This window comes from Streptomyces sp. P9-2, from assembly GCF_051903975.1.
GTDB lineage: Bacteria > Actinomycetota > Actinomycetes > Streptomycetales > Streptomycetaceae > Streptomyces > Streptomyces cellulosae.
In genome coordinates this window covers 2,712,528-2,731,514 of record NZ_CP192633.1, presented here as the reverse complement: position 1 = coordinate 2,731,514, position 18,987 = coordinate 2,712,528, and the positions used below count along the sequence as shown (strand labels likewise).

Here is an 18,987-nt window from a genome sequence, read left to right as displayed (position 1 = left end):
GTGCCCCTCTCGGCTCACTCGCCGCGATACAGCTGGCGCTTGGCGATGTAGCGCACGACGCCGTCCGGCACCAGGTACCAGACGGGGTCGCCCTTGGCGACTCTCGCACGGCAGTCCGTGGAGGAGATGGCGAGGGCCGGGACCTCCACGAGCGAGACTCCGCCCTCGGGCAGGCCGGCGTCGGTCAGATGGTGGCCGGGCCGGGTCACGCCGATGAAGTGTGCCAGGGAGAACAGTTCCTCGCTGTCGCGCCAGGTCAGGATCTGGGCGAGGGCGTCGGCGCCGGTGATGAAGAACAGGTCCGTGTCCGGGTTGAGCGCGTCGAGGTCGCGCAGGGTGTCCACGGTGTAGGTGGGTCCTCCGCGGTCGATGTCGATGCGGCTGACCGAGAACTGCGGGTTCTCGGCGGTGGCGATGACCGTCATCAGGTAGCGGTCCTCGGCCGGCGAGACCGCGCGGTGGCTCTTCTGCCACGGCTGCCCGGTGGGGACGAAGACCACCTCGTCGAGGTGGAACTGCGCGGCCACCTCGCTGGCCGCCACCAGGTGCCCGTGGTGGATCGGGTCGAAAGTGCCGCCCATGACGCCCAGACGGCGCTTGCCCCGCGCGACCGGGCCGGTGCCGGGGCCGGTAGGCATGTCCTGCTCTCCCATGCGTGCAGACCCTACCGGCCCCGCCTGTGGACCCCGCCCGCCAGTGCCCTCGGGGCGGGGGGCCGGCGGCTCAGCGGTCGCGGTTGAAGCGGGTGGTGATCCACAGCAGGAGCAGCAGCACGAACAGGGCGCCGCCGCCGGTGAGGTAGGGGCTGAGGCTCTCGTGGTTGCCGCCGTGCTCTCCGCCCTCGGCGGCGAGGGTGACCATCTGGGCAGCGGTGCTGGGGAAGCTCATCTTCGGCAGGACCTATCGCGTGTGGGCGGGATAAAGACGTGCGCTCATCGTATGCGGGCGGCTTCGCGGCGATCACGCCGACTCCGCCGTTGCGGGCGCGCGGCGTCCCGGCGGGGGCCGTGCCGGCGCCGGTGCGGCGGCGGAAGGCAACCGTTGCCGGTTCCCGGTCGTCCTTCCGCGTGGGGCCGCACGGAGCGGCCTTCCCCTCTGCCCGCGTACGGGAATCCCGCCTAGGCTGGGTCCCGCCGCGGGGGGAGCGTACGGGCCGCACCGGCGGCCGCGCAGGTCCATCAGACGCACATGGGGGATACATGTCCGACGGCCACCGGCACAACGGGCACGAGAGGGTGCCCGGCAGGCAGCGCAGGCGTTTCCCCGGAATCTCCTCGCGTGCGTACGAACACCCCGCCGACCGGTCCGCGCTGGTGGCGCTGCGGAAGCTGAGCGGGTTCGACACGGTCTTCAAGGCGCTGAGCGGGCTGCTGCCCGAGCGGAGTCTGCGGCTGCTGTTCCTGTCCGACTCGGTGCGGGTCTCGGACCGGCAGTTCGCGCACCTCAACGACATGCTGCGGGACGCCTGCTACATCCTGGACCTGGAGAAGGTCCCGCCGATGTACGTCAACCAGGACCCGGTCCCCAACGCGATGTGCATCGGTCTCGACGAGCCGATCATCGTGGTGACCACGGGTCTGGTGGAGCTGCTCGACGAGGAGGAGATGCGGGCGGTCGTCGGGCACGAGGTCGGGCACGCGCTGTCCGGTCACTCGGTGTACCGGACGGTCCTGCTGTTCCTGACGTCGCTGGCGGTCCGGGTCGCCTGGATCCCGCTGGGGAACGTGGCGATCATGGCGATCGTGACCGCGCTGCGGGAGTGGTTCCGCAAGTCGGAGCTGTCCGCGGACCGGGCGGGGCTGCTGGTGGGGCAGGACGTCCAGGCGTCGATGCGCGGCCTGATGAAGATCGCGGGCGGCAACCATCTGCACGAGATGAACGTGGACGCGTTCCTGGAGCAGGCCGAGGAGTACGAGTCGGGCGGGGACCTGCGCGACTCCGTGCTGAAGATCCTCAACGTGCTGCCGCGCTCGCACCCGTTCACCACGGTGCGGGCGGCCGAGCTGAAGAAGTGGGCGGCCTCCCGCGACCACCAGCGGATCATGGACGGCCACTACCCGCGCCGTGAGGACGACAAGGACGCGTCGGTCCGGGACTCCTGGCGGGAGTCGGCGAGCACCTACGCGGAGGAGGTGCGGACCTCCAAGGACCCGCTGATGAAGCTGGTCAGCGACATCGCGGGCGGCGCCGGCGACCTGGGCGACCGGGTCCGCCGCGGCTTCGGCGGCTTCACGGCCTCCAGGCCGGGCCCGTCCCGCCCGGACGCCGGCGACGACACGGACACCGGCACGGACGGGACCCCGCCGCGCGACCAGGCGTGAGACGCCTCGGCCGGGCGTGGGACGCCTCGGCCGGGCGTGGGACGGGGCGACGCGCCGTCCGGGCGCGCAGGCCCGCCGGCCTCGCAGTGCCGGGCGCCCGGCACTGCGAGCACAGCCGGTGTGCCGTCTCCTGCCGGCGCACCGCGAAGCGGACGCGGCGCCCGACCGGTCGCTCCGGCCGGATCGCCCGCCGGCCACGCGGCGCCGCGCCGGGCGCTCCGGCCCGCCACCGTTGGCACAAAGACGCGTCCCGGCCGCTGCCTGGCGGGGGTCGCATGAACCGGCGGCCTGCCGAGCCTCACAGCCGGGGCTGGGCCGCCTCCGCCAGGGTGCCGCACAGGGCCGGGGTGGTGGTGTCGGGGGCGTAGGGGTCGGTGCCGGGCGGGGGCCTGTGCGGGGCGCGCTGGCCGGCGAGCAGGGGGTGCAGGCGCGGGGCCGGGTCCAGGGCGCAGGACTGGGGGCCCGCCTGGACGTGGGAGACGACCAGCTCCGCCTGGTGCAGCCGCAGGTCCTCGCGGTCGAAGCGGAACCGCAGCTCGCGGCGGACGGTGAACAGCGACGCCTCCGCGTCCCGGCCCGCGCCGGCCGGGCGGAGCGCGTAGACGACGGTGTGGTCGGTGGTGACCTCCAGCGTGCCGGAGTCGGCCTCGGCGGTCTGGAGGGTGCCCCGGACCCGGATGTGCGGGTCGGCGAGCCGTACATGGGCGGGGTCGAAGCGGACGAGCCAGCCGGTGACCGCGTGCCGTCCGTCGGCGGCGGGCCGGTCGATGCTCTCGTCGAACTGTTCCTGCTGGCCGGAGTCGAGCAGCACCCGCACGGCGCGGGTCTCGCCGCCGGTGACCACGGCCGGGTCCAGGGCGGACCGTACGACGTAGTCCCGGGCGGTGAGCAGGGCGGACACCACCTGGTCGTCGGAGAAGTTCGCGGTGCGACGAGTGGGCGGGAGGGGGACGCCCTCGGCGCCGGTGCGGAACTGCGCGGCGGGGCTGTGCGCGTACAGCCGCTCCACGTCGTGGGCGCCGGGCACCGTGCCCTGGGGGGCGAGGGGCACCACGGTCATCCGTAAGGGCTCCGCGGGCCGCTCGGCGGCGGGGGTGCGGTAGGGGTGGCGCACGCCCATGTAGACGGCGGTGCCGAAGGCGACGGCGATCAGCAGGACCAGGACGAGGGCCTGCCGGGGGAGGCCGCTGCGGCGGGCCGGCGGGAGGCGGCGCACGGCGGGCGTGTGGTCGGCGATGCGCTCCTGCGCGGAGAACTCCTGGAGCCGGGCAGCGCGGACGAAGGTCTCGTCGAAGACGACGGACCGGTACTCGTCGTCGCCGCCTCGGGGGGTTCCCTCGGGTGTCCCCTCGGGCGGGTCCGAAGGCTCTCCCATACCTTCAGGGTGGGTCCGGCGGGGTGCCGGTAAACGCGCACCGGGGACCCAAGTTGTGACAGGTTCTCACCAAGCCGGGCGGCGGCCTCAGGGGCCGCCGGTGGGGATCACGGGGACGGCCGGCCGGGAGTAGTCGGCCGAGGCGGAGGGCGAGGCGGTGGCGCCCTGGCCGACGCCGGTGGTGGCGGGCGGCGGGGCGGGCTCCTGGCGCTGCGCGGAACCGCCCCGGTAGACCGCCGAGAAGGCGAGCGCGACCATGCCGATGCCCATCACCAGGGCGAGCATCCAGGCGACCGGCCGGTGCCAGCGCACCTGTCTGCCGTACGGGGAGCCGTACTGGGCGTCGAGGTCGTCGGCGTCCTCGTCGTCGGGGTCGTCACCCCCGGCGCGGTAGCCGTAACCTTCGTCGGGCCGCCGGGAGCGGGCGCGGTGGGCCTCGGCCTCGGAGGCCTCGGCTCTGGCCTGCGCGGCGGCCAGGAGCCGCTCGACGGCGGTCGGCTCGTGCACCGCGGCCGCCTGCACGAAGGCCTCGTCGAAGACCACGGAGGCGAACTCTTCGTCCGACACCCCGCGGTCGTGGTCGTCGTCGGGCTTCCCGCCGTCAGGGAACGGCGTGCCCCCCACGTCCTCCGGCACGCGTCCAGGGTAGACCTGGGGGGTCAATTTGGGCAGACGGTACGGAAATTCGTCCGCCCACCGGACGCCGCCGCTCAGCGCCGGGTGTGGCCGTCGCCGGTGACGATGTACTTCGTGCTGGTCAGCTCGGGCAGGCCCATCGGGCCGCGGGCGTGCAGCTTCTGCGTGGAGATGCCGATCTCGGCGCCGAAGCCGAACTGGCCGCCGTCGGTGAACCGGGTGGAGGCGTTCACCGCGACCGTGGTGGAGTCCACCAGTTGGGTGAAGCGGCGGGCGGCCTGCTGCGAGGTGGTGACGATGGCCTCGGTGTGGCCGGAGGTCCACAGCCGGATGTGCTCGACCGCCCGGTCCAGGGAGTCGACCACGGCGGCGGCGATGTCGTAGGACAGGTACTCGGTCTCCCAGTCCTCCGTGGTGGCCTCCACGACGGTGGCCCGGGAGTCCTTGGCGTACGCCATCACGCGCTCGTCGGCGTGCACGGTGACCCCGGCGTCGGCGAGGGCGTCCAGCGCGCGGGGCAGGAACTCGGCGGCGATGTCCTGGTGCACCAGCAGCGTCTCGGCGGCGTTGCACACGCCGACGCGCTGCGCCTTGGAGTTGACCAGGATGTCGACGGCCATGTCGAGGTCGGCCTGGGCGTCGACGTAGACGTGGCAGTTGCCGGTGCCGGTCTCGATGACGGGCACGGTGGACTCCTGCACGACCGTGTTGATCAGCGAGGCGCCGCCGCGCGGGATCAGCACGTCGACCAGGCCGCGGGCGCGCATCAGCTCGCGCACGCTGTCGCGGCTCTCACCGGGCACCATCTGGACGGCGTCGGCGGGCAGGCCCGCGCCGTGCACGGCGTCGCGCAGCACGCGGACCAGCGCGGTGTTGGAGCGGTAGGCGGAGGAGGAGCCGCGGAGCAGGACCGCGTTGCCGGACTTCAGGCAGAGGGCGGCGGCGTCGACGGTCACGTTGGGCCGGCCCTCGTAGATGATCCCGACGACGCCGAGAGGGACGCGGACCTGGCGCAGGTCGATGCCGTTGGGCAGGGTCTGGCCGCGGACGACCTCGCCGACCGGATCGGGCAGCGCGGCCACGTCGCGCACGTCGGCGGCGATGGCGCGGACCCGCTCCGGGGTGAGCGTGAGCCGGTCGATCATGCCCTCGCTGGTGCCGGCCTCGCGCGCCTTGGCCACGTCCTGGGCGTTGGCCTCGACGATCTCGCTCGTGCGGACCTCCAGCGCGTCCGCGATGGCGAGCAGCGCGTCGTCCTTGGCGGCGCGCGGAAGCGGCGCGAGGGTGGCGGCGGCGCCCTTGGCGCGGTAGGCGGCCTGGCTGACCGGGGACATCGAGTCGAACGGCGAGAGCGTGGTCATGGGGGGAAGCGTAGTGCGCCCGCCGCGCGGCGGAGGCGTTCGTCCCACACCCCGAGACAGTGATATTCACGGTCAAAAGGGGTGTGCCGGACGGAGCTCCGGGGGTCACCGGAAAGGGTGCACCCCGACCGGTGTGGCCGGCACCGGTCCGTGTCCGGCGGCGACGCGGCTGCGGTAGGTGGCGCGGTCGATGACCTCGAGGCCCACGATCTCCCACGGCGGCAGTCCCGCGGACCTGCGGTGCTCGCCCCACAGGCGCAGCGCCACCGCGGCGGCGTCGTGCAGGTCGCGGGCCTCCTCCCAGTAGCGGATCTCCGCGTGGTCGTCGGCGTAGCGGCTGGTCAGCAGGAACGGATGGTCGTGGGCGAGCTGTTCCAGCGCACGGCGGACCTCCGCGACCGGCGCGGGCTCGCCGGACACGCTGAGGGTGACGTGCCACAGGCGGGGCAGGTCGCGCGCCTCGCCGCCACGGTGCCGGTCCCCGGCCGCGACGCTGGTCAGGGCGCGCTCCTCGCCCGCCGCACGGGAGCCGCGGCCACCGTGGGACACCGTCGTCCCGGGGCGCACTCGTCTCACGACGGCCTCCTTCACACACGGACCGCCCGGGCCCCGGGCGGAATTTGTCCCTGCGACAAAGTTGAGCAGGCCGTCGCGGATCTCGGGGCGATTTCGCGGAACGTCCACCACCGAGGGCCGACGTTTCAGGGCATTACGGATGCAGGACCACGAGATCGTCCCTGTGTACGACCTCGCGTTCGTACCCGGGGCCGAGCTCCCGCGCGAGTTCGCGGGTGGAGCGGCCCACCAGGAGGGGGATCTCCTTGGCGTCGAAGTTGACGAGCCCGCGGGCCACCGCGCGTCCCTCACGGTTCCGCAGCTCGACCGGGTCGCCCGCGCTGAAGTCGCCCTCGACGCCCGCGATGCCGGCCGGGAGGAGCGACTTGCGGCCCTCCACGACCGCGCGGACCGCGCCGTCGTCCAGGGTGAGCGAGCCCTGCGGGGTGGAGGCGTGCTGGAGCCACAGCAGCCGGTCGGCGGAACGGCGCCCCGTGGGGTGGAAGTAGGTGCCGGTGTCGCCGCCGCCGAGCGCGTCGGCCGCGTGGACCGCGCTGGTCAGCACCACCTGGATGCCCGCGGCGGCGGCGATGCGGGCGGCCTCGACCTTGGTGACCATGCCGCCGGTGCCGACGCCCGCCTTGCCGGCGCTGCCGATCTCCACGTGCGCGAGGTCCTCGGGGCCTTTGACCTCGGCTATCCGTGAGGTGCCGGGGCGGGACGGGTCGCCGTCGTAGACGCCGTCCACGTCGGACAGCAGCACCAGCAGGTCGGCGCGGACCAGGTGGGCGACGAGCGCGGCGAGGCGGTCGTTGTCGCCGAAGCGGATCTCGTCCGTGGCGACCGTGTCGTTCTCGTTGACGACCGGGAGGGCGCCCATCGCGAGCAGCTTGTCCAGGGTGCGGGAGGCGTTGCGGTGGTGGGCGCGGCGGCTCATGTCGTCGCTGGTCAGCAGCACCTGGCCGACGCGGACGCCGTAGCGGGCGAAGGAGGCGGTGTAGCGGGCGACGAGCAGGCCCTGGCCGACGCTGGCCGCGGCCTGCTGGCGGGCCAGGTCGCGGGGGCGGCGGCGCAGCCCGAGCGGGGCGAGTCCGGCGGCGATGGCGCCGGAGGAGACGAGGACGATCTCCCTTTCCCCGCCGCTCCTGGTCTTGACCAGGACGTCGACGAGCGCGTCCACGCGGTCGGCGTCGAGTCCGCCCGCGGCGGTGGTCAGCGACGAGGAGCCGACCTTGACGACGATCCTGCGCGCCTCGCCCACGGTCTGCCGTGCCCCTGCCACCTTGCCGTCGCTCCCTCACGTCGATCGTCCGCCCGGCAGGCAATCTACGCGAAGCGCACGGAAGGACGCTCGGCGGTCCAGCCTCCGGACACCGCGCCGGACACCTCCCGCCGTGCGCACGGGACGCCGTACTCCGTCCGTGCGACCCGGGGTGTGGACACCTGTGCGAGACCGTCTGGCCTGCGGCGGCGCGACACGCGCGTGTCGTCTTCCGGCCGGCGGCCGTTAACCCCAGCGCACGTCCCTCACGACCCTGGAGTGACCGCAGTGCCCCTACCCACGTCCCGTCGGCGGTTCAGGGCGGGTATCCGCCGGCCCCGCCTCCCGCTGCTCCGCGCGCCCGGCTGCCCCGCGCTCGCCACGCTCCTCACGGCGTCCGTCCTGGCCGGCGCCTACGTGGCGCAGGCCGTGGCGGCGCTCGCCCCGCACGTGCCGCTGCTGCTGGCCGCCACCGCCCTCTCGCTGGCCGTGGAGGGCGTGCTGTACCGCTGGCAGCGGGGCGTGCCGGCGCTGTTCGCCAAGGCGCACGCGGACGTCACCGTGCGCCATGTGCTGCGCGACCTGCTGCTGGTGGTGGGCCTGCTGCGGCTCGGCGAGCAGCACCGCGAGACGCAGTACGCGCCGCTGCTCGCCGGTCTGCTGCTGTGCTACGCCCTGCACTGCGCGATCCAGGCGGTGTCCGTGCTGGTGCGCCGCACCCGCACCCTGCCGGTGGTGACCCGCAACATCGACGCCTCCGTACTGCGCCTGTCCCCCGCCCCGCCCGCGCTGCTGCGCCGCCCCGGGCACCGGCTGCTGGTGTTCGGGCTGCCCGCGACGGCCGGTCTCACGGCGACGGCGGTGACGGACGACGCGCGGTGCGCCGCGGCCGGGATCGGGCTGTCGCTGGTGCTCGCACTGGGCGGTCTCGCCGTGCTGTCGCTGCGGCTGCTGCCGGGGCGGCGTCCGGCCGGGGAGCAGGAGGTGCTCGCCTGGTTCGACGCCTGGCTGGCGGACTACCGGCCCACGGTGGGACTGTACTTCTCCGGCGGGCCGTCCTCCGTCTACCAGGCGGGGATGTGGCTGGAGCCGCTGGCCCGGCTGGAGGGCCGGCCGCTGATCGTGCTGCGCGAGCGGCACATGGTGTCGCGCATCCCGGCGACCGACATCCCGATCGTGTGCCTGCCGAAGGTGCCGACGCTGATGCGGCTGGAGCACTCCACGCTCCAGGTGCTCATCCACCCGTCCAACTCCGGCAAGACCTCGCAGGTGCTGCGCATCCCCACGATCAAGCACGCCTTCGTCAACCACGGGGAGAGCGACAAGCTGTCCTCCTGCAACCCGTACGCGAAGGCGTACGACGAGGTGTGGGTCGCGGGCCCGGCGGCGCGCGAGCGGTACGCGCTGGCCGAGGTCGGGGTCGAGGACAAGGACGTGGTGGAGACCGGCCGCCCGCAGCTGGACGCGGTCCTGCCGTACGCGGGGTCGCCGACGGGCGCGTACCTCACCGTGCTGTACGCGCCGACCTGGGAGGGCTGGGACGGCAACCCGGGCAACACCTCGGTGATCGAGGCCGGCGAGAACCTGGTGCGGGCGCTGCTCGCGGACCCGGGGGTACGGCTGCTGTACAAGCCGCATCCGCTGACCGGTTCGGTGGACCCGCGCGCGGGCGCCGCCGACCGCCGCATCCGGGAGCTGGTCCGCGCGGCCAGCCGGGCCCGCTCCGGTCCGCGCCCCGCACCGTCGAAGGAGCTGGCCGCCCGCACGGCCGAGCTGGACCGGCTGACCGCCGCGGAGTTCCGTGAGGGCGCCGACCAGGCGGAGCGGATGCTCGTCCAGTCCGCTCCCCCGCCGGGCCGCGCGGAAGCGGTCGCGCGGGCGACGCTGGCCTGGGAGAAGGCGTACTGGGCGTCGCTGCCGGAGTGGGAGCACCAGGTCGTGGTGGACGCCCGCCCCTCGCTGTACTCCTGCTTCGACGTGTCCGACCTGCTGGTCAGCGACGTGTCCAGCGTGATCAGCGACTTCCTGGCGAGCGGCAAGCCGTACGCGGTGACGAACACCGGCGGTCTCACCGAGGAGACGTTCCGCGCCCGCTTCCCGACGGTGGCGGCGGCGACCGTCCTCACCCCGGACGCGACGGGCGTCCCTGCCCTGCTGGAGACGGTCCGGCACCCGGAGAAGGACGGCCTGGCCGAGGCGCGCGCGGAACTGCGCCTGCGCCTGCTGGGCCCGTCCGAGCCCTCGTCCCAGGAACGCTTCGCCGAGGCCGTACGCGTCCTCAGCGCGAAGGCCGCGGCACACAGGGCCCGGATGACCGGCCGGACGGCTCCGGGAGTCCCGGGCCCCCGCCAGGCCCTGCCGACGCCCGCACGGATCACGCTCCCCGCGCCGGAACGGCCGGGGCAGCTCGCCTGACGAACGCAACGGCGGGCCGCCCCGCGTGTGGACGCGCGGCGGCCCGCCGGGGGTTCTACGGGCGGTGCCGTCAGGTGCGCTCGAAGGAGCTCGGGTACGGGAAGTACCACTCCAGGAAGTCGTGGACGTAGGAGCGCACGTAGTCGCGGCGCTCGGGGGCGGTGTCCACGTCGTTGAGGCAGAAGAAGTCGTAGCCGCGGCGCGCCTTGAGGGACTCGACGCGCTCCTCCAGGTGGGGCTTGCCGACGTCGACGTAGCGGTACCTGAACTTCGCCGGGACGGCGCGGCCGGTGAGCAGCGCCAGGTGGTGGTGGAAGGAGGTGGCCGGCGCCACGTCCTCGATCGACCGGAACCGGGACCGCATGGTCCGCTCGATCGCCTCCGGGAAGTCCCGTTCCAGGTCGTTCAGCACGTCCCGGCGCTGCGGGTGCGGGGTGTGCAGGAACTTGTGGGTGATGGACACCCCGTAGGTCTTCTCCAGCAGCCGGCGCACGTTCCGCCCGGCCGAGTTGGGGGCGGAGGCCTGGGGGTGGGGGGCACCGACGCCGATCTGGTACGTCGAGAAGGGCAGCCGGGCCACGCCGTTCGCGTGGAAGAAGTGCTGCGGGGTGACGCTGCGGCCGACGAACACGTCGTCGTTGAAGTACAGGTAGTGGTCCGACAGGCCCGGGATGTGGTGCAGACGCGTCTCGATGGCGTGCGAGTTGAAGACCGGCAGGACGCCCTCGGGGAAGATGTCCTTGTGGTCGACCACGGTCACGCCCGGCGCGTCAGGGTCGAGCCACTGGGGCGTCTGGCCGTCGGTGACGATGTACACGTGGCGGACGAAGCCGGCGTACGTCTGGAGGGACCGCAGCGAGTACTTCAGCTCGTCGTGGCTGGTGTAGCGGGACTCGCCGACCTCGCGGGCGGCGATGCCGGCGTCGCCGTCGCCCCGGTACTTCAGGCGCTTGGCGCGCAGTTCGGGGTCCTGGCCGTCGACCCAGGTGTAGACCACGTCGATGGGGAACGTCACGTCCTCCACCGTGGTCACGGTGAACGGCGCGAAGGTGGGGTGGTCCCGCCCGGCGACCGTGACCTTGGCGGGCGTCTGCTCCGCGGTCGGCACCACGTCGGCGATGCGGTTGCGGCGCGGCGCCACGAGGGAGTCGGCCAGCACGTCGGCGGACGCCTGCGGCGAGACCCGCGCCAGCTCCGCCTTCGCCTGCGGGCCCGCGAGCACCTCGGCGCCGTCCTGCCAGAACTCCACGTCGCAGCCCAGCTGCGGACCGCCGAGGACCTGTCCCGCCGGGCCCAGACGCACCACGCCGAAGCGCATCACCGGGGCCTTGGACAGCGACTTGGGCCAGGACTCGTCCGCGAAGAGCGAGAAGTCCGACACACCGCCGGAGCGGGGACGCGCCGCGAACACGACCGTCCCCGCGTACAGCTCGCGCATGGACCGCAGGAACGCCTCACGGTCGGCCTCGCGCACACCCAGCACCCACGCGGTCCGGGACACGCCCGGCACCACGAAGTACGGGACGCCCGCGCGCTCCAGCGCGTCGGCGACCAGCGCCAGGTTGTCCGCGGCGGCCCCGGCCGTCGTGAAGCCGTCGGCCACCCGGCCCCACAGCGACTGGCCGTCGAACGTGGCCTGGCGCACTCCGGCCTCGGACCTCAGCAGACCCTGCCGCCGGCGGGCGAGGCGTGCCGCGGAGGCCCGGTCGCGCACCGTGCGGCCGACGCCGAGTCCTCGGCGTGCCAGCCGGCGGATCCGCCGCGAGGCCCGGGACATCAACGCTTCCCGGAGGAGGTGCTTTCAGGTGCCTTCTCGAAGGAGCTCGGGAAGGGGAAGTACTCCTCCAGGAAGGAGAACATGCGGGCGGTGACCTCTTCGCGCTGCTCCGGCGGCACGTCGACGTCGTTGAGGCAGAAGAAGTCGTAGTTGCGCTTGGCCCGGATGCCCTCGAGACGCCGGTCCGCGTCGTCCCGGCTGATGTTGACGTACCGGAAGCGGAACTTGCCGGGGACGCCCTTGCCGGTGATGTACGCGTGGTTGTAGTGCATCGACGCGGTCATCGCGATGTCGTCGGGCGACCGGAAGCGCGAGCGCATGGTCTGGCCGACCTCCTCGGGGAACATCTCCTCGAGCTCCTGCAGCACCGACCGCACCTGCGGCAGCGGGGTGTGCATGAAGTTGTGCGTGATGAAGCGGTCGTGGGCCTTCATCAGCAGCTGGCGCACGTTCTTGCCGGCCGAGTTGGTCGCGGTCTCGCCGCCGTGCGGCTGGCCGACGCCCACCTTGAGCGGCGAGAACGGGATGCGGGCGATGCCGTTCGCGTAGAAGAAGTGCTGCGGGGTGACGCTGCGGCCGACGAACACGTCGTCGTTGAAGTACAGGTAGTGGTCCGACAGGCCCGGGATGTGGTGCAGACGCGTCTCGATGGCGTGCGAGTTGAAGACCGGCAGGACGCCCTCGGGGAAGATGTCCTTGTGGTCCACGACCGTGATGCCGGGCGCGTCCGCGTCCAGCCACTCCGGCTTCTGGCCGTCGGTGACGATGTAGATGTGCCGCACGAAGTCGGCGTACATCTCCAGCGACCGCAGCGAGTACTTCAGCTCGTCGTGGCTGGTGTAGCGGGACTCGTTGGTCTCCTTGTCGAGGATCGCCGGGACGCCCTCGCTCTTGTACTTCTGCCGCTTGGCGCGCAGCTCGGGGTCCTCGCCGTCGACCCAGGTGTAGACCACGTCGATGGGGAACGTCACGTCCTCCACCGTGGTCACGGTGAACGGCGCGAACGTCGGGTAGTCGCGGCCCTGCACCGTGATCTTCGCGGACTTCTGCTCGCTCGTCGGCATGACGTCCGATATCCGGTTGCGCCGGGGGGCGACCAGGGAGTCGGCCAGCACGTCCGCGGACGCCTGCGGCGACACGCGCGCCAGTTCCGCCTCCGCCTCGGGACCCGCGAGCACCTCGGCGCCGTCCTGCCAGAACTCCACGTCGCAGCCGAGCAGCGGACCGCCCAGCACCTGACCGGCCGGGCCCAGGCGCACCACGCCGAAGCGCATCACCGGGGCCGAGGAGAGCGACTTGGGCCACACCTCGTCGGCGTACAGCGAGAAGTCGGACACACCGCCGGGACGGGGGCGCGCCGCGAACACGACGGTGCCCGCGTACAGATCGCGCATCGACTTCAGGAACGCCTCGCGGTCGGCCTCGCGCACACCGAGCGCCCAGGCCGTGCGCGACACGCCCGGCACCACGAAGTAGGGGATCTCCGCACGCTCCAGCGCGTCGGCGACCAGGGCCAGGTTGTCCGCGGCGGCGCCGGCCGCCGTGAACCCGTCGACCACCCGGCCCCACAGGGGCTCGCCGTCGAAGGAGACCTGACGCACACCCGCGTCGGAGCGGAGCAGGCCCTGCCGCTGCCGCGTGACCCGCAACAACCACGCCCGGCGCTTCTGCGCCTGCATCGCGCTCTTGGTGCGCGACTTCAGACTGCTTCCGATGCGGGTACGCACACTCACTTCAATCCCAAACCTTTCGGCGAGTCCCGACGTGGCCTACATGATGGGGGTATCAAGGCGACCAGCGGCAACGAGCGCTGTACCCCCATACGGCGCCACACGCGGAGCGCTCGAGGCTCCTCCAGGGTCAAGCCGCAGGGGGGAAGTTTACAGCAACGGTGTCACATTCCTGTTCGATGACATGGGCCGCCACGACGGGCGGAGTTCACACCTTCGTCGCTTGCGTTTGCGACCGTCAATTCCGGCACTTACATCTCCCGTAAGGGTATTCTTCGGACTTATCCGTCCCTCTGAAGATTCCGACCGTTCCCGGCCGCCGGCGATCATATTCGTGACGTAGCACACACTCGCGTTTGAGCGCAGAGTGTTCGGGCGAGCATGCAGACTTACGGTCATGCGTGTACCTTCACTCCCCGAAGTCCGCCGCCTCACGGAGAAAGAGCGAGACGCCTGGTGGACCGTTCTCCTGGTCGATCCCGTCGCCACCCCTCTTGTCCGCTGGACCGCCATGTGGACACGGGTGACCCCGAACCAGATCACCTGGGCCGCCCTGGTGCTCGGAATCGGGGCAGCGGCCTGCTTCGCACAGGGTGACTGGCAGTGGCTGGTGGCCGGAGCCGTCGTCTATCACGTCAGCTTCATCCTGGACTGCATGGACGGGAAGCTCGCCCGTCTGACGGGGAAGGGCTCGGCGTTCGGCGCCTGGCTGGACTACATCTTCGACCGCGTCCGCGTGCTGGTGTGCGCCATCGCCCTGATGGGCGGGCAGTACCAGCGGACGGAGGACGTCACCTACATATGGCTCGCCGTGGCCGTGGTGTTCCTCGACATGCTCCGCTACATGGACGCGCTGGAGATATGGAAGGTCCGCCTGAACATGCGGCGGCGCCAGCGTGAGCGCGCCGAGGAACTGGGCCTGATCGACACCTCCCAGGACAACGGCTCGGACGACGACGCCGACGACACCCCGGTGAAGACCGCCAAGGTCCCCGCCCAGCCGACGGCCGGCGACGCCTCCGCGGCCGACGCCGCGGCGACCGCCACCCCGGCGCACGTGGTGCCCCCGGCCAAGACGTTCATCACGCGCCTGCCGGGGTACGTGCGCCTGCGCGACTTCCTCGTCAGTCACCGGATCCGCATCCACCTGTTCAGCGGCATCGAGTTCCAGATGACGATCTTCATCGTCGCGCCGCTGCTCAACCAGATCTTCTGGCCGACGGTCGCCGCGGGCGCCCTGCTCCTCGCGTTCGAGGTGCTCGTCGTCTACCGCCTCCTCCTGGCCACCCGCGCCTTCCAGCGCACGATGGCCCGGTACGACCGCCTGGAGGCCGAGATGACGTCCGAGACGTCCAGCCCGTCGGAGCAGGCCACGCTGGTCTGAGAGGGAGAGGGCCGCCCGGCGGAGAGGACGAGCACAGAGGACGAGCACAGACGTTCCCGGCAGAGAGTGCGCAGATCGCGATGAATGAGACCCTCCCGGCACTGTCCCCGAACTACGCGGCACAACGGCGGCACGTCTTCACCGAGGCCACCGAGGCGCACGGGAAGTGGCCCGTCGAATTCCAGTTCCGCCCCGCCCGCGGGGACCACCGCAATCTCCTCGTGGTCTTCTCGTCCGTGGGGAGCCGGTACGGATTCGGCAACGCCCTCGACAGTGTCCAGTGCCACATTCTGCGGATCCGCGACCACTTCGACGGCGGGGCCTCGTACTACGTCGCCCGGGACATGGACTTCTCGGTGTCGGAGTCCGTCCAGTCGCTCATCAGGAGTTTCATGGAGCGGCTGGGCGTGTCCCGGGACGGGGTGACCCTGCTGGGAGCGTCGAAGGGCGGAAGTGCCGCCCTGTACTACGGCATCAAGTACGACTACCGGAACATCGTCGCGTCGACTCCCCAGTACTTCCTGGGCAGCTACGCGCACGGTCACGGTCAGCTCGGCGACGCGGTTCTCGGTGAGGGCCAGCCGGCCGAGAACGTCGCGCTCATGGATTCCGTGATGAGGGATCTCCTCGAGAAGGACACGGAATTCGACCGGAACATCTACGTGATCTCTTCTCCGGGCGATTACCAGTACGAGCAGGAAGTGAAGCACTACCTGCCCGCGCTGCGGTCCTACGAGAACGTCAACTTCCTTTTCGTGGACTCCCCCACCGTGCGGCGCCACGACGAGGTCGTCCGCCAGGCCATGCCCTCCGTCCTGAGCATCGTGTACGCGCTCACCGAGGGCGTGGCCCCGCGCTGGGGCGACGTCCGGATCGGTCCAGGACCCGAGGACGAGGACAAGGCGGCCGAACACCTCGACCGGCTCCGTAAGTCCGACACCGCGCTCGCCGTTCTCACCCGCGCCGCCGCCGACGGCGGCGGGCTCCGGCTGAGCGGGCACGCCTTCCTCCCCGGCGTCTCCCGTGAGGGCGTCAAGGAGGAGCAGAAGCGGCTCGTCCTGGAGCGGCGCGGCAGGAGCTGGACGTTCCCGCTGACGTCCGCCAAGGAGCCGCGGCTGTACCGGGAGTACTTCGACGAGTACGTCTGCGCGTACGGACAGGGCGGGTTCGCCACCCCGGACGGCCTGGACCTCACCGCGCTGCCCCGGGGCACGTACGAGGCCTCCGTCGTCGTGTCGAGCCCCGAGGAGGGGATCGAGCGGCGCACCCGTCTCATAGCCTCGCGGCCGCTCGACGCGCGCCAGGCCCTCGGCGACAGCGAACTCCTGGTCCGGGGCGGCGGGAACGGCGTCAGGATGACCAAGCGGCGCATCCTCGGGGAGGACACCGGCGGGGTGCGCTTCTCGCTGGAGAAGTCCTGGAGGCGGGACCGCACGGTGCACGCCGAGGGCGTCTTCTTCCTCCCCGGCAGGAACGCCGACAAGAAGGGCCACGCCCACTACTACCTGGTCCTCCAGGGCCGACGCGGCTGCTTCTCCTTCCCTCTCGAGGCGAGGAAGAACGCGGCGGTGGTGCGCGCGCACCGGGGCCGCGGGGACATCGGCGCCTATCCCTTCGGGTACTTCACCACGCCCGGGGACGAGGGCGTCGACGTGTCCGCGCTCCCGGCCGGCCGGTACCGGATGTACGTGACGATGAGCACGGGCGGCGCGCTGTTCACCAAGAAGGCCGGGCGCGTCACCCTCGGCAGAGTGCGCTGACCCGGCGGAGGACCCGGCTCACACCACCCTCCACGGGCGTTCGTGAGTCACTTGTTACGACAATGCGACAGAAGATGCGACGGATCCCGGACCGGGCGGAGATACGCTCGAGCGTCTGACTCCGCGTCGATCACCGGCGTCAGCAGGTCCCGGCGGCGCCTGGCCCCGGACCGTGTCGCAGACTTCTCACGTCTCGCAGACGCTCCCCGAACAAGGAGAATCCCCGAATTGTCCGCCCGCGATCTCGCGTCCCCACCGCGGCCTGCAGCAGATGGCGCCCCGTCCGTCCCCCACACGCGGGCCGACTCCCCCGCACCGCCGTCCGGCGCCAAACCCGCCTCCACCGCGGGCGGCGCCGGACTGAGGCTGGACATCCAGGGACTGCGCGCCGTCGCGGTCACGCTCGTGGTGGTCGCCCACGCGGGTGTGTCGTCCCTGGCCGGCGGCTTCGTCGGCGTCGACGTCTTCTTCGTCATCTCCGGCTTCCTCATCACCTCGCTGATGCTCCGCGAGTGGAAGCGTGAGGGCCGGATCTCGCTGGGCCGCTTCTACGCCCGCCGGGCCATGCGCCTGCTGCCCGCCTCCACACTGGTCGTCATGGCGACGCTGGCCGGGTCGTGGCTGTTCCTGGGCCCGCTGCGGTTCGCGGACTACGCCAAGGACGCCATCGCCTCCGCCTGGTACGTCGTCAACTTCCGGCTGGCCGACACGGGCACCGACTACTTCAACACGGACGTGCCGCCGTCGCCGTTCCAGCACTTCTGGTCGCTGGCGGTGGAGGAGCAGTTCTACCTGATCTGGCCCGTCCTGCTGATCGTCGCGCTGAAGATCTTCCGGCGCCGCGCCCTGCTGGCGATCCCGCTGCTGGCCCTGGCCGCCGCGTCCTTCGCCGTGAACCTGCACCTCACCGAGACGTCCCCGTCCTGGGCCTACTTCGGCTCGCAGGGCCGTGTCTGGGAGCTGGCGGTCGGCGCTCTGCTGGCGCTGGTGGCGCACCGGCTGGACGACATCCCGCGCCCGGTCGCCGCGGTCCTCAGCTGGGCCGGCCTGGCCGCCATCGCCTACGCGGCGGTGGCCTTCGACGACCACACCGTCTTCCCCGGCCACAACGCCGTGATCCCCGTGCTCGGCGCGGCCGCCGTGCTGGCGGGCGGCGCGGCGGGCGGCCGGTACGGCGCGGGCCTGGTGCTGTCGCTGCGTCCCGCCGTGTGGGTCGGCGGCGTCTCCTACGCCTGGTACCTGTGGCACTGGCCGCTCATCGTCATCGTGCCCGCGGCCGCAGGGTTCGGCGAGCACGAGGGCCCGCTGCGGCTGATCGCCGCCCTGGGCGGTCTGGTGCTGGCCTGGCTGACGCTGAAGCTGGTCGAGGACCCGATGCGGTTCCACCGGGCGTTCAAGGCGCACGCGGCACGCGGTCTGTCGCTGGGTCTGGGTCTGTCGGCGGTCGCGGCGGTGGCCGCGCTGGTCGCCGCGCAGTTCCCGCCGAGCCTGTCCTCGGGCGGCGCGCAGCAGAACACCAAGGAGGCGATCGCCCAGGCGCCCGACCCGCAGGCGGCCCTGACCCGGCTGCTGCAGGACCCGGCGGAGAAGATGCCGTCGAACCTGTCGCCGAGCGTGCACGACGTGGCGTACAAGCGGACGGCCGTCTACAACGACGACTGCGCGCTGACCATGTCGGACGAGAAGCAGACACAGCCGTGTCTGTACGGCGACAAGAACGGCGACCGCAGCGTGGTGCTGTTCGGCGACTCGCACGTCGCCCAGTGGTTCCCGGCGTTCGACGCGATCGCCCGCGAGCACGGCTGGAAGCTGTACTCGTTCACCAAGAACGCCTGCAAGGTCTCCCAGATCACCATCGCCTACAACAACGGCCCGTACTCGTCCTGCGACGACTGGCGTGAGGTGACCATCGACAAGATCCTCGCGATGGAGCCCGACCTGGTCGTCACCTCCAGCTCCAACTCCGCGAAGCTGTGGGGCGAGGGCGACACCGCCACCGAGTGGGGCAAGGGCCAGGCCGAGACGTACCGGATCCTCCAGCGGGGCCGCACCCGCGTGCTCACGCTGCTGGACAACCCCTGGCCGAAGAACAACTCGGTGGACTGCGCGGTCGCCAACCCGGACGACCTGTCCGAGTGCGCCAACAAGCTGTCCGAGGCCGACAAGCAGCCCTCGGTGACCAAGGCGATCCGCAAGGCGGCGGCCGCCGAGGACGTCGCTCTCATCGACCCCGCCCCCTGGGTCTGCGCCCCCTCCGGCACCTGCCCGGTCGTGGTGGGCAACACGCTGGTGTACCGGGACTACGGCCACCTGGCGGACGCCTACGTCGAGGCCCTCACCCCGCTGGTGGAGGAGCGGCTGCTGGGCCTCTACGGCGCGGACCTGAGCCGGACCCCCGGCAACTGAGCCGCC

General features: G+C 72.1%; 14 protein-coding genes. 5 read left to right on the top strand and 9 right to left on the bottom strand.

The window, feature by feature from the left end; translation table 11 throughout:
• Positions 1 to 14: 14 nt before the first annotated feature.
• The gene (gene nadD / locus ACQY0Z_RS12615) at positions 15 to 653 is read right to left on the bottom strand and encodes a nicotinate-nucleotide adenylyltransferase (protein WP_019523116.1); all 639 of its coding nucleotides are present in this window, start codon (positions 651 to 653) and stop codon (positions 15 to 17) included.
• Positions 654 to 723: 70 nt separating this feature from the next.
• Complete coding sequence (locus ACQY0Z_RS12610; protein WP_006136080.1) at positions 724 to 888, bottom strand: hypothetical protein; 165 nt, start codon at positions 886 to 888, stop codon at positions 724 to 726.
• Positions 889 to 1,199: 311 nt separating this feature from the next.
• Here ACQY0Z_RS12610 and ACQY0Z_RS12605 point away from each other — a divergent pair, with 311 nt between their 5' ends.
• Positions 1,200 to 2,321: a M48 family metallopeptidase gene (locus ACQY0Z_RS12605; protein ID WP_189906498.1), complete on the top strand. Its 1,122-nt coding sequence runs from the start codon at positions 1,200 to 1,202 to the stop codon at positions 2,319 to 2,321.
• A gap of 298 nt (positions 2,322 to 2,619) precedes the next feature.
• Here the strand turns inward: ACQY0Z_RS12605 and ACQY0Z_RS12600 are convergent, their stop codons facing one another.
• The 5 genes from ACQY0Z_RS12600 to proB form a co-directional block, all read right to left on the bottom strand.
• Positions 2,620 to 3,696 (bottom strand): SCO2583 family membrane protein, encoded by a 1,077-nt coding sequence (locus tag ACQY0Z_RS12600; protein WP_439812272.1) that lies wholly within the window; start codon positions 3,694 to 3,696, stop codon positions 2,620 to 2,622.
• Positions 3,697 to 3,783: 87 nt separating this feature from the next.
• Positions 3,784 to 4,332, bottom strand: a complete 549-nt coding sequence (locus ACQY0Z_RS12595; RefSeq protein ID WP_439812271.1) for an SCO2584 family spore wall biosynthesis protein — start codon at positions 4,330 to 4,332, stop codon at positions 3,784 to 3,786.
• A 74-nt stretch (positions 4,333 to 4,406) separates the two neighbouring features.
• On the bottom strand, positions 4,407 to 5,693 hold the full coding sequence (locus tag ACQY0Z_RS12590) for a glutamate-5-semialdehyde dehydrogenase (protein WP_161232238.1): 1,287 nt from the start codon (positions 5,691 to 5,693) through the stop codon (positions 4,407 to 4,409).
• Positions 5,694 to 5,798: 105 nt separating this feature from the next.
• A complete protein-coding gene (locus tag ACQY0Z_RS12585; RefSeq protein WP_189906492.1) occupies positions 5,799 to 6,269 on the bottom strand; it encodes a hypothetical protein in 471 nt (156 codons plus the stop codon).
• A 133-nt stretch (positions 6,270 to 6,402) separates the two neighbouring features.
• The gene (proB, locus tag ACQY0Z_RS12580) at positions 6,403 to 7,530 is read right to left on the bottom strand and encodes a glutamate 5-kinase (protein WP_254586884.1); all 1,128 of its coding nucleotides are present in this window, start codon (positions 7,528 to 7,530) and stop codon (positions 6,403 to 6,405) included.
• Positions 7,531 to 7,797: 267 nt separating this feature from the next.
• Between proB and ACQY0Z_RS12575 the strand changes: the two genes are divergently transcribed.
• Positions 7,798 to 9,924, top strand: coding sequence for a hypothetical protein (locus ACQY0Z_RS12575; protein ID WP_439812270.1), 2,127 nt, complete (start codon positions 7,798 to 7,800; stop codon positions 9,922 to 9,924).
• A 70-nt stretch (positions 9,925 to 9,994) separates the two neighbouring features.
• On the opposite strand, the gene ACQY0Z_RS12570 is transcribed toward ACQY0Z_RS12575, so the two are convergent.
• The gene (locus ACQY0Z_RS12570) at positions 9,995 to 11,701 is read right to left on the bottom strand and encodes a stealth family protein (protein ID WP_189906488.1); all 1,707 of its coding nucleotides are present in this window, start codon (positions 11,699 to 11,701) and stop codon (positions 9,995 to 9,997) included.
• Positions 11,701 to 13,380 carry a stealth family protein gene (locus tag ACQY0Z_RS12565; RefSeq protein WP_275981100.1) on the bottom strand — a complete coding sequence of 560 codons (1,680 nt, stop codon included), beginning with the start codon at positions 13,378 to 13,380 and terminating at the stop codon, positions 11,701 to 11,703. The genes ACQY0Z_RS12570 and ACQY0Z_RS12565 overlap by 1 nt, the downstream gene beginning before the upstream one ends.
• 448 nt (positions 13,381 to 13,828) lie before the next feature.
• Between ACQY0Z_RS12565 and ACQY0Z_RS12560 the strand changes: the two genes are divergently transcribed.
• The 3 genes from ACQY0Z_RS12560 to ACQY0Z_RS12550 all read left to right on the top strand — a co-directional run bounded on the left by ACQY0Z_RS12560 (position 13,829) and on the right by ACQY0Z_RS12550 (position 18,981).
• Complete coding sequence (locus ACQY0Z_RS12560) at positions 13,829 to 14,815, top strand: CDP-alcohol phosphatidyltransferase family protein (protein WP_254586885.1); 987 nt, start codon at positions 13,829 to 13,831, stop codon at positions 14,813 to 14,815.
• Positions 14,816 to 14,895: 80 nt separating this feature from the next.
• Entirely contained in the window at positions 14,896 to 16,575 is a 1,680-nt protein-coding gene (locus ACQY0Z_RS12555; protein WP_439812269.1) for a hypothetical protein, read from the top strand.
• Positions 16,576 to 16,803: 228 nt separating this feature from the next.
• Positions 16,804 to 18,981, top strand: a complete 2,178-nt coding sequence (locus ACQY0Z_RS12550; RefSeq protein ID WP_189906483.1) for an acyltransferase family protein — start codon at positions 16,804 to 16,806, stop codon at positions 18,979 to 18,981.
• Positions 18,982 to 18,987 lie beyond the last annotated feature (6 nt).

Coding starts and splice junctions, on each gene's coding strand:
- nadD (WP_019523116.1), bottom strand. CDS start 653: ATGGGAGAGCAGGACATGCCTACCGGCCCCGGCACCGGCCCGGTCGCG.
- ACQY0Z_RS12610 (WP_006136080.1), bottom strand. CDS start 888: ATGAGCTTCCCCAGCACCGCTGCCCAGATGGTCACCCTCGCCGCCGAG.
- ACQY0Z_RS12605 (WP_189906498.1), top strand. CDS start 1,200: ATGTCCGACGGCCACCGGCACAACGGGCACGAGAGGGTGCCCGGCAGG.
- ACQY0Z_RS12600 (WP_439812272.1), bottom strand. CDS start 3,696: ATGGGAGAGCCTTCGGACCCGCCCGAGGGGACACCCGAGGGAACCCCC.
- ACQY0Z_RS12590 (WP_161232238.1), bottom strand. CDS start 5,693: ATGACCACGCTCTCGCCGTTCGACTCGATGTCCCCGGTCAGCCAGGCC.
- ACQY0Z_RS12570 (WP_189906488.1), bottom strand. CDS start 11,701: ATGTCCCGGGCCTCGCGGCGGATCCGCCGGCTGGCACGCCGAGGACTC.
- ACQY0Z_RS12565 (WP_275981100.1), bottom strand. CDS start 13,380: ATGCAGGCGCAGAAGCGCCGGGCGTGGTTGTTGCGGGTCACGCGGCAG.
- ACQY0Z_RS12560 (WP_254586885.1), top strand. CDS start 13,829: ATGCGTGTACCTTCACTCCCCGAAGTCCGCCGCCTCACGGAGAAAGAG.
- ACQY0Z_RS12555 (WP_439812269.1), top strand. CDS start 14,896: ATGAATGAGACCCTCCCGGCACTGTCCCCGAACTACGCGGCACAACGG.